We start from the raw sequence: 13,762 nt of genomic DNA on the forward strand, positions 1-13,762 counted from the left end.
CTTGACCCTGGCTGGAAACGCAACGAAGACAAAGGCCTACGCCGTCAGAATGGCGATGCGTGCGCCAGCAGCGATCGAGATGAACGTCGTTCTCTTCAAACCCTCGCAGCGTCCGGCTGCCTTCGGCGCTCCGCCCGAACCGTCGCGCCGCGACATCGCCGGCGTCCCGGTCGCGGCCATGACGCGGGACGAGGCGCTCGCGCTGATCGAGCACGCCTTCGGCGGCGGCCGCCATCTCCACCTGGCCTATTGCAACGCCAACCTCGTCAACATCGCCGCCCGCGATGCGGCTTTGCGCGAGCGTCTCGCCGGTTTCCTGATCCTGCCCGACGGGATCGGCGTCGATATCGCCTCGCGCCTGCTCTACGGCGCCCCCTTCCCCGCCAATCTCAACGGCACCGACTTCACGCCGACCATCCTCGCCGCCCGCAAGCAGCGGCTGCGCGTGATGCTGCTGGGCGGCCGGCCAGGCGTTGCGGAGCGCGCGGCGGCAAGGCTGCGCACGGACTATCCGCAGCATCGCTTCTCCGTGCTGAGTCACGGCTTTTTTGGACCGGACGAGGAGGCGGCCCTGCTGGCGCGGCTCGCGCATGAGCGGCCAGACCTTCTGTTGGTCGCCTTCGGCAATCCGCGGCAGGAGCAGTGGATCGCAGACCATATCGATGCCCGCCATTGCGCGGTCGCAGCCGGCATCGGCGCGCTGTTCGACTTCCTCGCCGGCGAGGTGGCGCGGGCGCCGGAAACCTTCCGTGTCCTCAGGATCGAGTGGACCTACCGCCTCTGGCTCGAGCCGCGCCGGCTTTGGCGGCGCTATGTCGTCGGCAACCCCGCCTTCCTCCTGCGCGTGCTGCGCCAGAAGCTGACCCGGCCGACACCTGAGGGCGCCTAAGCCTTCTTCCCGACGATGACGCCGAAGAATGGGCCGGCGCCGATCATCACCAGGAACACCCGGATGATGTGGTGAGCCGCGACGAAGGCGACCTCGGTGTGCAGCGCCAGTGCGATCAGGCTCATCTCGGCGAGCCCCCCCGGCGAATAGGCCAGGATCAGCGGCACCGGCTTGTAGCTGGAGACATGCGCAACGGCGAAGGCGAAGACCAGCGTCAGCGCCACCAGGATCACGGTCGAGCCGACCGAGATCATAAGGATGCGCAGGATCGCCTGCGGCGGCGTGCCGACGAAGCGGCAGCCGATGGTGACGCCGAGGATGAGCTGGGCGACGTTGACGATCTCGTAGGGCGGCACGGAATCGCTGAAGCCGACGAGGTGCACGATCGCCGAGACCAGCATCGGCCCGAGCAACTGCTTGGCAGGCATGCGCAAGGCATGGGCGAGCATCACGCCGGCGATCGCGCTGGCGACCAGCCAGAACCAGCCCGAAGCCGTCGTCTGGAACATTGACGGGCCCTGGTTGCGGTTGATGCCGAGCGAGACGCCTTCGAGCCATTGCACGATGAAGGGCAGCGTCATCACCACCAGGAGGATGCGGGCGGAATGGATCAGCGCGATGGTGCGGGCATCGCCGCCCTTCTCCTCGCCGGTGATCACCATCTCGACCAGGCCGCCGGGCATGCCGGAGAAGAAGGCGGTCACGGGGTCGTAGCCGGCGACGCGGCGAAAGTAAGTGACGCAGCACAGGCCGCAGGCGGCCATGAACAGCACGAGACCGCCGATCGTCGGCAGCCAGTTCGGCATCTGCGCGACGATCTCCGGCTTGAAGCCGGAACCCAGCATCACGCCGATCACCGCCGACATGGGCGGGCGGATCACCGATGGCGCCGCGACCGGCGCACGGGCGATGGCGGCTATGGTGCAGAACACCATCGAGCCCAGCATCCAGGGCAATGGCAGGCGGCAATAGGCAAAGAGCCAGCCGCCGATCGTGCCGAGTGCGAGGGCGAACAGGAAACGACGCCAGGGAAATCGTCGCGACGACAATTCTCTGATGCCGTCGACCGTATCCCGCAGCAGATCCCGCATTGCCCCGATCACCTCCCCGGACGCATGCCTGTGGCGAAGCCACGGCGCTGCTATACGCCATTTGCATGGCGATGACAGGGCGTTGTCGGCATGTCGCCTCTGCCCCCGTGGCGGAGCGAATGGACGTGGCGGCAAACGTGACAGGCAACCCTGCCATGCCCGCAAGTGACTGACGAACGGGGGGAAAATCGGCGACAGTCGGGTCCTGCAGGATATCTGACAGGCCGTCGGCGTCGTCCGCCCGGCTCGGGGCAACGATGAGCGAAGACCGCCTTTCGGACACGACCGGCCGCGGCAGCGAAAGCATAGGCTTGGCCGAAGCCCTGCCTGGCTCGGCCGAAGAGGATGGCAGTCGGCCGGAACCTTCGGAATCCCGCCCGCCGCAGCTCCCGTTACCGCCGGCTCTGTCCGCCCCATCCGGCGAGAGTTGGCTCGCTGCGCGCCGCAATCGCACGCGTCTCTGGTGGCGCGGGGCGAGCCCCAATCTGCGCGGCACCGTCTACATGATCACCGCGCTCCTGGTTTACGCGGTGATGGTCGGCGCCTTCAAACATCTGGGCACCGCGATCCCGCTGATCGAGACGCTGATGATCCGCCAGATCATCATGAGCGCGGTGGTCTTCGTCATCGCCGGCCGCAGCCTGCCTCTGGCCTTCAAGACCGACCGGCCGGGCCTGCAGATATTTCGCGGCCTGATCACACTGGCCTCGATGCTGTGCGGCTTCAGCGCCCTCGTCCACATCCCGCTGGCCCAGGCAACCGCGATCAGCTTCAGCCAGGTGCTGTTCGTCACCGTCGCGGCCGTGCTGATCCTGAAGGAGCGCGTCGACGCGGCGCGCTGGATCGCGACCGGCCTCGGCTTCGTCGGCGTGCTGATCATGCTCAACCCCTCGAGCGAGGGCTTGAACGTCTGGGCGTTGCTGTCGGTCGGCGGGGCATTGTTCGGGGCCGGCATCACCATCAGCGTGCGCATCCTCGGTAGCAGCGAGCGCACCGAGACGATCCTGATCTACCAGGGCCTCGTCCTGATGGTCGTGCTCGCCTGGCCGGCCTGGGCGCTTTGGGTCTGGCCGACGGCCGAGCAATGGTTCTGGCTGGTGCTGCTCAGCCTGTTCGGCACCGCCGGGCAATGGCTGATCACCAAGGCCTATCAGGTCGGCGAGGCCGCCGCCCTCGCGCCGCTCGATTTCAGCCGCCTGATCCTGGCCGGCTTCACCGGCTTCGTCTTCTTCGCCGAGGTGCCATCGCTGACGACGCTCGCCGGCGCCGCCATCGTCATCGGCGCGACGCTCTACACCATGCGTCGCAATGCCCGCGGCCGCATCGGCTCCGACCTCTCCGCCCCGCCTTGACCACTCACGGATAGACCATGACGCATCATCAGCTCGATGCCTCCCTCGCCACCTGCCATTGGGGCTATTTCGACGCCGCGCTGACGCCGGTGCTCGAGATCGAGAGCGGCGACAGCGTCACCATTCGCACCGTCACCGGCGGGCCCGCCCATCTGCCCGAGGGCAATGCGACGATCCCGCCGGAAATCCACGAGATCCATGACAAGGCCGAGCGCATGCTGCCCGGCCACATCCTCACTGGCCCGATTGCGGTGAGGGGCGCCAAACCCGGCCAGGTGCTGGAGGTGCAGATCAGGAGCGTCAGCCCGCGCACCGATTTCGGCTACACCATGTTCCGCCCGCTCGGCGGCACGCTGCCGGACGAGTTCGATTATCACGCCTTCCGCTATATCCATCTCGACCGCGAGCGGAACGTCGCCAACCTGCCCTGGGGCATGGAGCTGCCGCTTTCGCCGTTCTTCGGGGTGATGGGCACGGCGCCGCCGGCGCATTGGGGCCGGGTGACCTCGCTGATCCCGCGTGCCTTCGGCGGCAATCTCGACAACAAGGAGCTCGGCGCCGGCGCGACGCTGTACCTGCCCGTCTTCGTCGAGGGCGCGCTGTTCTCCTGCGGCGACGGCCATGGCGCGCAGGGCGATGGCGAGGTCTGCATCACCGCGATCGAGACCGCGCTGGAAGGCACCTTCGAATTCCATCTGCGCGAGGACCTGTCCTTCGCCATGCCGCGAGCGGAAACGAAGAGCCACCACATCACCATGGGCATCGACCCGGACCTCGACATCTGCGCGCAAGACGCGCTGCGGGAGATGATCGGCCTGATCACCTCCAGGACGAAGCTGACGCGGGACGAGGCCTATATGCTCTGCAGCCTCGCCGCCGATCTGCGCGTGACCCAGACGGTCAACGGCTTCAAGGGCATCCACTGCATGCTGCCGAAGAGCCTGGTGGCGTAGCCCCCATCAACTGCGAAGCCGCAACGCGTCCGCGAGCAGCGGATGCAGCGGATCGGCGAAGGGATTGGCGACCGTCACGCCGCGATGGACGAAACCGTCCTGCATGTCTTCGGACAAGAGCAGGGCGCAGCCGGCCTCCGCGGCCGTGACGAGGATGAGCGCATCCCAGAACTGCAGGCCGTGGGTGGCGGAAAGGGACAGGGCTTCGGTGAAATCCCTCTCGGTCGCCGCCCGAACATGAGCGCTGAGGCGCAGCCATTCGCAGGCACGAGCCGCCTCCCGCCGGTCGATCCGGAACTTGCCGACAATCGCATGGTAGAATTCGCCGATAACTTGCGTGGGAATGACCGACTGCTCCGGCGGCAAAGCGTCGCGGATTGCATTCGCCTTGGCCGCCCGCTCCTCATCGTTGAAGCGGCCCGCATAGATCAGGACATTCGTGTCGAACGCGACGAGCATCAGTCGTAGAAGTCGTCGCGCGTCAGCTTCGGAAAATTCTGGACCGGCCGGCTGTTCAGCCAGGTCGTCAACCTGTCGAACGCCTCGCGCCGCCGCGCCTTTTCGGCGTCGGGCTCCTCGACGCGGGTGATCTGCACCTTCGGCTGGCCGCGCGAGGTCACGACGACGCGCTCGCCGCTCTCGGCGAGCTTCATCAGCTTGGAGAATTCGCGGTTGGCCTGCGCAGCCGAAACCGTCTTCACCATGACGGCCTCCCGATGTAGTGATGTCACTACCTTTATGGATAGCGCGCGGCGGGAATGCAAGCGCGATCGAGCTGAAGGATACCAATGAGCGTCCGCATCGTCCGTCTCGGCAGCACGCGCGATCCCGGCGAGGGCACGCGCATCGGCACGGTCCGGCGCGTGCCGCGCGGCGTGCCGAAGGAGCGTTATGCCAGCGAGAACTGGTTCGACGTCTGGTTCCCGGTGCTGTCGCCGACGCCCGGATTGATGGCGCAGGCCAAGGCCGCCGAAAGCGAGAAGGACTGGGCCGGCTTCACCCGCGCCTTCAAGGCTGAGATGGCCGAGCCGGCGCCGCGCCAGGCGCTCGACCTGCTGGCGACCCTGTCGCATGGTAGCGACTTCTCGGTCGGCTGCTATTGCGAGAACGAGGCGCATTGCCATCGCTCGGTGCTGCGGGCCCTGCTGACCGAACGGGGCGCCAGCTTCGCCTGATCCTCCGTGCAGCCGCGCCCTCTCGCCAGCCGAGCGCGGCCATGCTAACCGCTCCGGCATGACCGAGACTGGACAAGCCCGCATCCAAGCCCGCTTTGCCGCCTGCGCCGCGGCGGGCCGCGCCGCCCTGGTGACCTATGTCACCGCTGGCGATCCCGATTTCGACACCGGCAGCGCGATCCTGAACGCCTTGCCGGCGGCCGGCGCCGACATCATCGAGCTTGGCGTGCCCTTCACCGACCCGATGGCCGACGGCGTGCCGGTTCAGCTTGCCGGCCAGCGCGCGCTCAAGGCCGGGCAGACCCTGCACAAGACGCTCGCCATGGTCACGGCCTTCCGCAGGGCCGGACAGGACACGCCGATCGTGCTGATGGGCTACTACAACCCGATCTGGGCCTATGGCGTCGAGGCCTTCCTCAAGGATGCCCGCGCCGCCGGGATCGACGGGCTGATCGTCGTCGACCTGCCGCCCGAGGAAGACGAGGAGCTCTGCCTGCCGGCACTGGCCGCGGGCGTCAGCTTCATCCGCCTGGCGACGCCGACCACCGACGACAAGCGCCTGCCGCGCGTGCTGCAGAACACCTCCGGCTTCGTCTATTACGTCTCGATGACCGGCGTGACCGGCGGCGCGATCGCGAACTACGACGCGGTCGGCGCGGCGGTCGCCCGGATCAAGCAGCACACGACGCTGCCGGTCGCGGTCGGCTTCGGCGTCAAGACGCCGGAGGATGCGATCGCGATCGCCAAGGGGGCCGACGGCGTCGTCGTCGGCTCGGCTCTGGTCGACCGCGTCCGGCTCTCGCTCGACGCCGACGGCAAGGCCACGGAAAAGACGGTTTCGGCTGTCACCTCGCTGGTCGCCGAGCTCGCGGCCGGCATCCGCTCGGTCGCCAAGGCGGCCTGAGTCGCCAGACTGGAAAGAGAGACGGATTCACCGGTCGCTTCGACGCGATCTCATCGGATCCGGCTTCAGCATCATTCAAGGATGATCCGATGAACTGGATTTCCGAAGTCGTCCGTCCGCGCATCAAGACGCTGTTCAAGCGCGAGACCCCGGAGAATCTCTGGATCAAGTGCCCGGATTCCGGGCAGATGGTCTTCCACAAGGATGTCGAGGCCAACGGCTTCGTCATCCCCGGCTCCGACCACCATATGCGCGTCACCGCGCAGGACCGGCTGCGGCTGACCTTCGACGAGGGCAAGTGGATCGACGTCGCCCTCCCCGAGACCGTGGCCGATCCGCTGAAATTCCGCGACGAGAAGCGTTATACCGACCGGATCAAGGACGCCCGCACCAAGACCGGCGCGACGGACTCCATCAAGGTCGGCTATGGCCGCGTCAAAGGCCTGCCGATGACGGTCGCGGTCCAGGACTTCCACTTCATGGCCGGCTCGCTCGGCATGTCCGCCGGCGAGGCCTTCATCAAGGCGGCCGAGACGGCGCTGGAGAAGAAAACGCCTCTGGTCGTGTTCGCCTGCGGCGGCGGCATGCGCATGCAGGAAGGCATTCTGTCGCTGATGCAGATGCCGCGCACGACCGTGGCCGTGCGGCGCCTCAAGGCAGCGAAACTGCCCTATTTCGTGGTGCTCACGGACCCGACGACCGGCGGCATCACGGCGTCCTACGCCATGCTGGGCGACGTCCACATCGCCGAGCCGGGCGCGCTGATCGGCTTCGCCGGACCGCGCGTGATCGAGCAGACGATCCGGGAGAAGCTGCCCGACGGCTTCCAGCGCGCCGAATATCTGAAGGAGCACGGCATGGTCGACATGGTCGTCCACCGCCACGACATCCCGGCGACGCTGGCGCGGCTCGGCCGCTTTTTCACCAAGCAGCCGCTGCCGGCCGTGAATGCCCCTGAACCCGAGCCGCAGCCCGCCGCTGCCTGATCGCCTCCACCCCGGCCGGGAGGCCGGTGTCCGCATGAGCACATCCGACCTGTTGCTGGCGCGCTTCCTCGCGCTGCATCCCAAGCTGATCGACCTGTCGCTCGGGCGCATCCTGCGCCTGCTCGAGCGGCTGGGCGATCCGCAGAAGAAGCTGCCGCCGGTGATCCATGTCGCCGGCACCAACGGCAAGGGTTCGACCATCGCCTTCATGCGGGCGATCCTCGAAGCGGCCGGCCTCTGCGTCCATGTCTACACCTCGCCGCATCTGGTGCGCTTCCACGAGCGCATCCGGCTCGGCCGCCCCGGCGGAGGGCGTTTCGTCGACGAGGCGCTCCTGGTCGATGCGCTGGAGCGCTGCGAGAAGGCCAATGCCGGCGATCCCATCACCTTCTTCGAGATCACCAACGCCGCCGCCTTTCTGCTCTTCTCCGAGCACAAGGCCGATGTCGTGCTGCTCGAGGTCGGGCTCGGCGGTCGCTTCGATGCGACCAATGTGATCGACCACCCGGCCTGCACGGTGGTGACGCCGGTCTCGCTCGACCATTCCGAATATCTCGGCGACACCGTCACCAAGATCGCCGGCGAGAAGGCCGGCATCTTCAAGCGCGGCGCGCCGGCGGTTATCGCACCGCAGGAGCCGGAGCCGACCGCCGTGCTTGAAGCGGCGGCCGAGCGCGTCGGCGCCTCGAAGCTGCTGGTCGGCCTGCAGGACTTCAACGTCCACGAGGATGGCGGCCGGCTGGTCTATGAGGACGCCGACGGCCTGCTCGACCTGCCATTGCCGCGCCTCGCCGGCCGCCATCAGCACACCAATGCCGGCACGGCGATCGCCGCTTTGCGCGCTGCCGGCTATGGCGGCCTGCCGGCCTCCGCCTTCGAGCGCGGCATGACCGAGGCCGAATGGCCGGCCCGCCTTCAGAGGCTGGCGCGCGGCAAGCTCGCCGAGCTCGCTCCCGCCGGCGCCGAGCTCTGGCTTGATGGCGGTCACAACCCCGATGGCGGGCGCGTGCTCGCCCAGGCAATGGCCGATCTCGAGGAGAAGAACCCGGCGCCGCTCGTGATGATCGCCGGCCTGCTCGCGACCAAGGATGCGCGCGCCACGCTCGGCCATTTCAAGGGACTGGCGCAGATGTTGTTCGCCGTCTCCATGCAGAACCAGCTCGCGGCCCGCACGGCCGAGGAGGTCGCGACGCTGGCGCGCGAGGCCGGTCTCAAGGCCGAGATCGCCGGCTCGGTGGAGCAGGCGTTGCGGGAGATCGCGTCACGGACCTGGCCGGCCCCGCCGCGCATCCTGATCTGCGGTTCGCTCTACCTCGCCGGCGAGGTGCTCGCGGCCAACGGCACGCCGCCGGTTTGATCAGACCGCACGAGAAGCGCCATGCCGATCTCCGAATTGACGACGCTCGGGCTGATCCTGCTCTGCGGGGCGCTCGGCGGCTGCGTCACCGCGAGCGACAGGAGTGGCGCCGGCATCGACCGCGCGGCCCCCGGCGAGCCGACCTTCATGCAGCAGACCTATATGACCATGGACAAGCGCTGCCGGCAGGTGAAGCGGCCGACCGCCGTGCTGACACAGAAACCGCAGCATGGCAGCGTCCGGATGCTGACGCGCAAGGCCACGGCGGTCTATGGCCCGGGCGCTTACGAGCATTGCGACGGCAAGGTCGGCAAGGCGCTTGCCTTTGAGTACACCTCCGCTCCCGATTATCGCGGCCGCGACAGCTTCGAGGTGCGGGTGCGCTATTCCGACGGCGAGATCCGCCATGGCCGCTATGAGGTCGAGGTGCGCTGAGGCCGTCAGCGGCGGCCGGTGAAGCCGATCGTCGCCAGGAAGCCGTCGACCTTGCCGCGCCATTGGTCGATCGCACGGATGTAGCGATGCCCGTCCTCGCCGAAGGGCGGCGCTGCGACGAACTCCGCCCGGCCTCCTGCCTCCTGGAAGGCGCGATGGAGCCGGCCGGCAATCTCCGGTCCGAAGAAGCGGTCATTGCTGCTGTAGAGCCAGAGCTGCGGCACGCGTGAGCCGCTGCCATAGCGGCCGGCAGCCGAGACCAGCGCGTCAGGCGAGCAGACCTCGCCGGCCTTCAGCGAGCCGCGTCCCCCCGCGAAATTGACGACGCCGAGGAGGCCGGGGACGGATTGCGAGGCAGCCGCGAGCGAGCCCCAGCCACCGGCTGACACCCCCATCAGCACGACGCGGCGCTGATCGGCATCCGGCCGGGACAGCACCGCATCGAGCGCCGCGCGAATGTCGCGGGCGCTGGTCAAACCGGCACGATGGAACTCGGCCCGATCGCAGGCGCCGTAGCCCTCGGCCCAAGCGCCGTCGTCCGTGCCATAGCCGCGCCGGATCGGCACCGCGACCATGACGCCGCGCGCCGTGAAATGGCGGGCGACCGCGGCGAGCGTGCCCTTGCCGAACTCCGCCCGTCCCGCCGCATCGCGTGGGCTGCCATGCGACAGCACCAGGACGGGGAAGGGACCGGATCCGTCTGGCTTGTGGAGGTAGACCGCGATCTGCCGGTCGTCGATGCGCGCCTGCAGGGCCTCGACCGTTTCAGCCGCCGCCGAGGTAACGGCTAGCATGGCGGCCAGCCCAGCCGAAGCCAGCGCTGCAATGATCCTGCGCATGACCAGCTCCCCAGCCGCGACCTGCCTATTGGATCGCAGCTTGCTCGCGCGACGGCAAGACGCTCGCCGCCATGGCCTTGTCCGCGCAGCGCCGCTAGGATCGCGCGCATGACGGCACAGCAAACGTTCGGCAAGGGCGGTCCGGCGGTCTCGCGGATCGGCCAGGGCACCTGGAACATCGAGCGCGCCCCGCGGAGCGAGGCGATCGCGGCGCTGCGGAGCGGGCTCGATCTCGGCCTCTCCCATATCGACACGGCCGAGATGTATGGCGATGGCCTTGCCGAGGAGATCACCGGCGAAGCGCTCGCCGGCCGGCGCGACGAGGTCTTCCTGGTCTCGAAGGTGCTGCCGCACAACGCCTCGAAAGCCGGCACGCGCAAGGCGTGCGAGCAGTCGCTGCGCCGGCTGCGGACCGACCGGCTCGACTGCTATCTCTTGCACTGGCGCGGCTCCTATCCGCTGGCCGAGACTTTTGCCGCGTTTGAGGAGCTTCGCGCCGAGGGCAAGATCATGTCCTGGGGCGTCAGCAATTTCGACGTCGCCGATCTCGACGAGGCGCTGCGCGTCGTCGGCCCCGGCAGGATCGCCTGCAACCAGGTGCTCTACCACCTGCGCGAACGGGCGATCGAACACGCGGTGATGCCCTGGTGCGAGCGCAACGGCGTCGCGGTCACCGCCTACAGCCCGTTCGGGCAGGATGATTTTCCGCAAGGGGGCTCGGCGCAAGGCAAGGTGCTCGCTGAGATCGCCGCGGCCCACGGCGCGAGCCCGCGCCAGGTCGCGCTCGCCTTCCTGACGCGCAGCTCCGGCGTCTTCGCAATCCCGAAAGCGGCCAAACCAAGCCATGCGCAGGACAATGCCGGCGCGCTGAAGCTTGAACTCAGTGCCGAGGACGTCGCCCGGCTCGACGCCGCGTTCCCGCGCGGCCCGAAACCGCGCGGGCTGCCGATGCTGTAGTCTTTACTTCTCGATGCGCCAGACCGTGCGCAGCGCGGCGCTGACGGTGACCTCGCCCGGCTCGACCTGGACCGGTGCGGCACCGGCGGCCATGCGATAGGCGCGTGTATCGCCCATCGGCCGTACCGGCGGCTCGGCTTCCGCCTCGACGATCGAGACGAGCTCGCCCACTTTCACGCCAAGGCGCTTGGCATAGATCTCGGCCCGGGTGCGCGCCGCTTCGGCCGCCTTGTCGCGGGCCTGGTCCTTGGCCTTGTCCTCGTCGGCGAGGCCGAAGCTGATGCCTGACATGTCGTTGGCGCCGGCGGCAACCAGCGCATCGATCAGCGGGCCGGCCTTGGCGAGGTCGCGCACGATCACGGTGATGCCGGTGCGCGCCTCGTAGCCGTCGATCTTCGGCGCGCGCGCCTGCGGCGAGGAGGAGGCGGAGGGCTGCGTCATCCGCGGCGTCAGCGCGATCTGCGAGGTCGAAAGATCGCCCTGGGCGACGCCGGCGGCCTTCACCGCGTCGATCAGCCTGGCCAGCGCCGGCGTGTTCTTCGACAGCGCTTCCGCGGCGGTCTTGCCCTCGCTGACCACGCCGGCATGGACGGTGGCGAGATCGGGCTTCACCCTGACTTCGCCGGTGGTCTGGATTACGATGCCTTCCGCCGGCGCGAGCGGCCCAGCGGTCTGGGCGTGCACGGGGGCGGAAAACGCCGCGAGCGCGGCGATGAGCAGGGCCTTCTTGGTCTTCGACATGGTCGTCCTTCGCTGAGGAATAGTCCGCAGAAGCGGAGACCACTCCTGCCGGGCGACCATGCGCAACCTATTGGGGCAGCATCAGGACGACACGCTCATCGCGCCGCCAGAATCTCCGCGACCTGCGGGATGTCCTTGTCGCCGCGGCCGGAGAGGTTGACGACCATCAGATGGTCCTTGGGCTTTTTCGGAGCGAGCTCGGCGACACGGGCGAGCGCATGCGCCGATTCCAGCGCCGGGATGATGCCTTCGAGCTTCGAGATCAGCTGGAAAGCCTCGAGCGCCTCCTCGTCCGTCGCCGAGAGATAGGTGGCGCGGCCGATATCGTGCAGCCAGGAATGCTCGGGGCCGATGCCGGGATAGTCGAGCCCGGCCGAGATCGAATGGGCGTCGTTGATCTGCCCGTCCTCGTTCATCAGGAGATAGGTGCGGTTGCCGTGCAGCACGCCCGGGCGTCCGCCGGTCAGCGAGGCCGCATGCAGTCCGGAGGGGATGCCGTGGCCGGCGGCCTCGACGCCATAGATCTCGACGCTGGTGTCGTCGAGGAAGGGATGGAACAGCCCCATCGCATTCGAGCCGCCGCCGATGCAGGCGACGAGCGAATCCGGCAGGCGGCCTTCCGCCTCCAGCATCTGCTCGCGCGTCTCCTTGCCGATGATCGACTGGAAGTCGCGCACCATCGCCGGATAGGGGTGCGGGCCTGCGACCGTGCCGATGCAGTAGAAGGTCGTGCCGACATTGGTCACCCAGTCGCGCAGCGCCTCGTTCATCGCGTCCTTCAGCGTCTTGGTGCCGGATTCGACCGGTACCACCGTCGCGCCCAGCATCTGCATGCGGAAGACGTTCGGGGCCTGCCGGGCGACGTCGACCGCGCCCATGTAGACGATGCATTCGAGGCCATAGCGGGCGCAGAGCGTCGCGGTGGCGACACCATGCTGGCCGGCGCCGGTTTCGGCGATGATCCGCTTCTTGCCCATGCGCCGGGCGAGCAGGATCTGGCCGAGCACATTGTTCACCTTGTGCGAGCCGGTGTGGTTCAGCTCCTCGCGCTTCAGGTAGACCTTGGCGCCGCCGAAATGGTCGGTGAGCCGCTCGGCGAGATAGAGCGGCGAGGGCCGGCCGACATAATGCTTCAGCCCGCTCGCCATCTCTGCCTGGTAGGCGGGATCGATCTTGGCGGCGTTGTAGGCCTGCTCCAGCTCGAGGATCAGCGGCATCAGCGTCTCGGCGACGAAGCGGCCGCCGAACTGGCCGAAGCGGCCGTTCTCGTCCGGGCCGTTCCGGAAGCTGTTGCGTGCGTGCGGCGCGTTCATGCCTGGCCTGCCTTCTTCAACTGGTCGTCATTCAAAGCCTTGGCCGCCGCGCGGGCCGCCCTGACGAATTCCGAGATCCGCCCGATATCCTTGACACCCGGAGCGCGCTCGACCCCCGATGATACGTCGACGCCCGCAGGTCGGACGACGCCGATGGCCTGCGACACATTGGCCGGGTCGAGGCCGCCCGATAACATGAAGGCGAGAGCCGGGTCGAGCCCGGCGACCAGATTCCAGTCGAAGGGCTTGCCATGGCCGCCGGGATAGGCGGCATCCTTGGGCGGCTTGGCATCGAGCAGGATGGCGTCGGCGACGCCATGATACAGCGCGACCTGGTCGAGATCGGCAGCCGTGGCGACGCCGAGCGCCTTCATCACCGGCAGGCCGGTCGCGGCCTTGATCGCGGCGACCTGCTCCGGCGTCTCCTTGCCGTGCAATTGCATCCAGTCCGGCCGCACGATCCGCACCAGCTCGGCCGCCTGCTCCGGCGTGTAGTCGACGACCAGCGCGACGATCCCGGTCCGGCCGCGGGCCTGGTCGGCGAGTTCGGCGGCGCGCTGCGGCGTGACGTATCGCGGGCTCTTCGGGTGGAAGTTGAGACCGATCATGTCAGCGCCGGCGGCAAGCGCCGCCTCCAGCGTCTCCGGAGTCGAGAGGCCGCAGATCTTGATCGGAAAGGCGTCGCCATGTGTCATTCGGGCGCTCTAGCACATAGCCCTTCCCACCGCACTCGTGACATGATGCCGGTCGAAAGCGAAGCATGGGGGCGA

The 13,762-nt window shown here is 68.2% G+C and carries 16 protein-coding genes; 9 read left to right on the plus strand and 7 right to left on the minus strand.

Annotated features, from left to right (window positions below):
- Nucleotides 1-79 precede the first annotated feature (79 nt).
- Complete coding sequence (locus tag CXY91_RS06605; protein WP_100960778.1) at nt 80-889, plus strand: WecB/TagA/CpsF family glycosyltransferase; 810 nt, start codon at nt 80-82, stop codon at nt 887-889.
- Here CXY91_RS06605 and CXY91_RS06610 read toward each other — a convergent pair.
- The gene (locus CXY91_RS06610) at nt 886-1,980 is read right to left on the minus strand and encodes an AbrB family transcriptional regulator (protein WP_100959843.1); all 1,095 of its coding nucleotides are present in this window, start codon (nt 1,978-1,980) and stop codon (nt 886-888) included. The two genes, CXY91_RS06605 and CXY91_RS06610, sit on opposite strands and share 4 nt — an antisense overlap.
- 257 nt (nt 1,981-2,237) lie before the next feature.
- Between CXY91_RS06610 and CXY91_RS06615 the strand changes: the two genes are divergently transcribed.
- Together CXY91_RS06615 and CXY91_RS06620 are read left to right on the plus strand one after the other, a co-directional pair.
- On the plus strand, nt 2,238-3,332 hold the full coding sequence (locus CXY91_RS06615; RefSeq protein ID WP_100959845.1) for a DMT family transporter: 1,095 nt from the start codon (nt 2,238-2,240) through the stop codon (nt 3,330-3,332).
- Between the two features lie 17 nt (nt 3,333-3,349).
- A complete protein-coding gene (locus CXY91_RS06620) occupies nt 3,350-4,285 on the plus strand; it encodes an acetamidase/formamidase family protein (RefSeq protein ID WP_100959847.1) in 936 nt (311 codons plus the stop codon).
- A 6-nt stretch (nt 4,286-4,291) separates the two neighbouring features.
- Here the strand turns inward: CXY91_RS06620 and CXY91_RS06625 are convergent, their stop codons facing one another.
- Together CXY91_RS06625 and CXY91_RS06630 are read right to left on the minus strand one after the other, a co-directional pair.
- Nucleotides 4,292-4,744, minus strand: coding sequence for a PIN domain-containing protein (locus tag CXY91_RS06625; RefSeq protein ID WP_100959849.1), 453 nt, complete (start codon nt 4,742-4,744; stop codon nt 4,292-4,294).
- On the minus strand, nt 4,744-4,989 hold the full coding sequence (locus CXY91_RS06630) for a type II toxin-antitoxin system Phd/YefM family antitoxin (RefSeq protein ID WP_091835302.1): 246 nt from the start codon (nt 4,987-4,989) through the stop codon (nt 4,744-4,746). The genes CXY91_RS06625 and CXY91_RS06630 overlap by 1 nt, the downstream gene beginning before the upstream one ends.
- 84 nt (nt 4,990-5,073) lie before the next feature.
- Between CXY91_RS06630 and CXY91_RS06635 the strand changes: the two genes are divergently transcribed.
- The 5 genes from CXY91_RS06635 (at nt 5,074) to CXY91_RS06655 (ending at nt 9,142) form a co-directional block, all read left to right on the plus strand.
- Nucleotides 5,074-5,460, plus strand: a complete 387-nt coding sequence (locus CXY91_RS06635; RefSeq protein ID WP_100959851.1) for a DUF488 domain-containing protein — start codon at nt 5,074-5,076, stop codon at nt 5,458-5,460.
- A gap of 58 nt (nt 5,461-5,518) precedes the next feature.
- Nucleotides 5,519-6,364: a tryptophan synthase subunit alpha gene (gene trpA / locus CXY91_RS06640; protein WP_100959853.1), complete on the plus strand. Its 846-nt coding sequence runs from the start codon at nt 5,519-5,521 to the stop codon at nt 6,362-6,364.
- Between the two features lie 89 nt (nt 6,365-6,453).
- Entirely contained in the window at nt 6,454-7,350 is an 897-nt protein-coding gene (accD, locus tag CXY91_RS06645) for an acetyl-CoA carboxylase, carboxyltransferase subunit beta (protein WP_091835293.1), read from the plus strand.
- Between the two features lie 34 nt (nt 7,351-7,384).
- On the plus strand, nt 7,385-8,707 hold the full coding sequence (locus CXY91_RS06650; RefSeq protein ID WP_100959855.1) for a bifunctional folylpolyglutamate synthase/dihydrofolate synthase: 1,323 nt from the start codon (nt 7,385-7,387) through the stop codon (nt 8,705-8,707).
- A gap of 21 nt (nt 8,708-8,728) precedes the next feature.
- Nucleotides 8,729-9,142, plus strand: a complete 414-nt coding sequence (locus tag CXY91_RS06655; protein ID WP_100959857.1) for a hypothetical protein — start codon at nt 8,729-8,731, stop codon at nt 9,140-9,142.
- Between the two features lie 5 nt (nt 9,143-9,147).
- Here CXY91_RS06655 and CXY91_RS06660 read toward each other — a convergent pair whose 3' ends face one another.
- Nucleotides 9,148-9,981: an alpha/beta hydrolase family protein gene (locus CXY91_RS06660; RefSeq protein WP_100959859.1), complete on the minus strand. Its 834-nt coding sequence runs from the start codon at nt 9,979-9,981 to the stop codon at nt 9,148-9,150.
- Nucleotides 9,982-10,089: 108 nt separating this feature from the next.
- Between CXY91_RS06660 and CXY91_RS06665 the strand changes: the two genes are divergently transcribed.
- The gene (locus tag CXY91_RS06665) at nt 10,090-10,938 is read left to right on the plus strand and encodes an aldo/keto reductase (RefSeq protein WP_100959861.1); all 849 of its coding nucleotides are present in this window, start codon (nt 10,090-10,092) and stop codon (nt 10,936-10,938) included.
- A 3-nt stretch (nt 10,939-10,941) separates the two neighbouring features.
- On the opposite strand, the gene CXY91_RS06670 is transcribed toward CXY91_RS06665, so the two are convergent.
- The 3 genes from CXY91_RS06670 to CXY91_RS06680 form a co-directional block, all read right to left on the minus strand.
- Complete coding sequence (locus CXY91_RS06670; RefSeq protein ID WP_158673292.1) at nt 10,942-11,679, minus strand: SIMPL domain-containing protein; 738 nt, start codon at nt 11,677-11,679, stop codon at nt 10,942-10,944.
- Between the two features lie 95 nt (nt 11,680-11,774).
- Nucleotides 11,775-12,992, minus strand: coding sequence for a tryptophan synthase subunit beta (trpB, locus tag CXY91_RS06675; RefSeq protein WP_100959865.1), 1,218 nt, complete (start codon nt 12,990-12,992; stop codon nt 11,775-11,777).
- The gene (locus CXY91_RS06680; RefSeq protein ID WP_091835275.1) at nt 12,989-13,687 is read right to left on the minus strand and encodes a phosphoribosylanthranilate isomerase; all 699 of its coding nucleotides are present in this window, start codon (nt 13,685-13,687) and stop codon (nt 12,989-12,991) included. Before CXY91_RS06680 ends, trpB begins: the two co-directional genes overlap by 4 nt.
- Nucleotides 13,688-13,762: the final 75 nt, after the last annotated feature.

It is taken from the genome of Allobosea sp. FBZP-16 (assembly GCF_002831785.1).
GTDB classification, from domain to species: domain Bacteria; phylum Pseudomonadota; class Alphaproteobacteria; order Rhizobiales; family Beijerinckiaceae; genus Allobosea; species Allobosea lupini.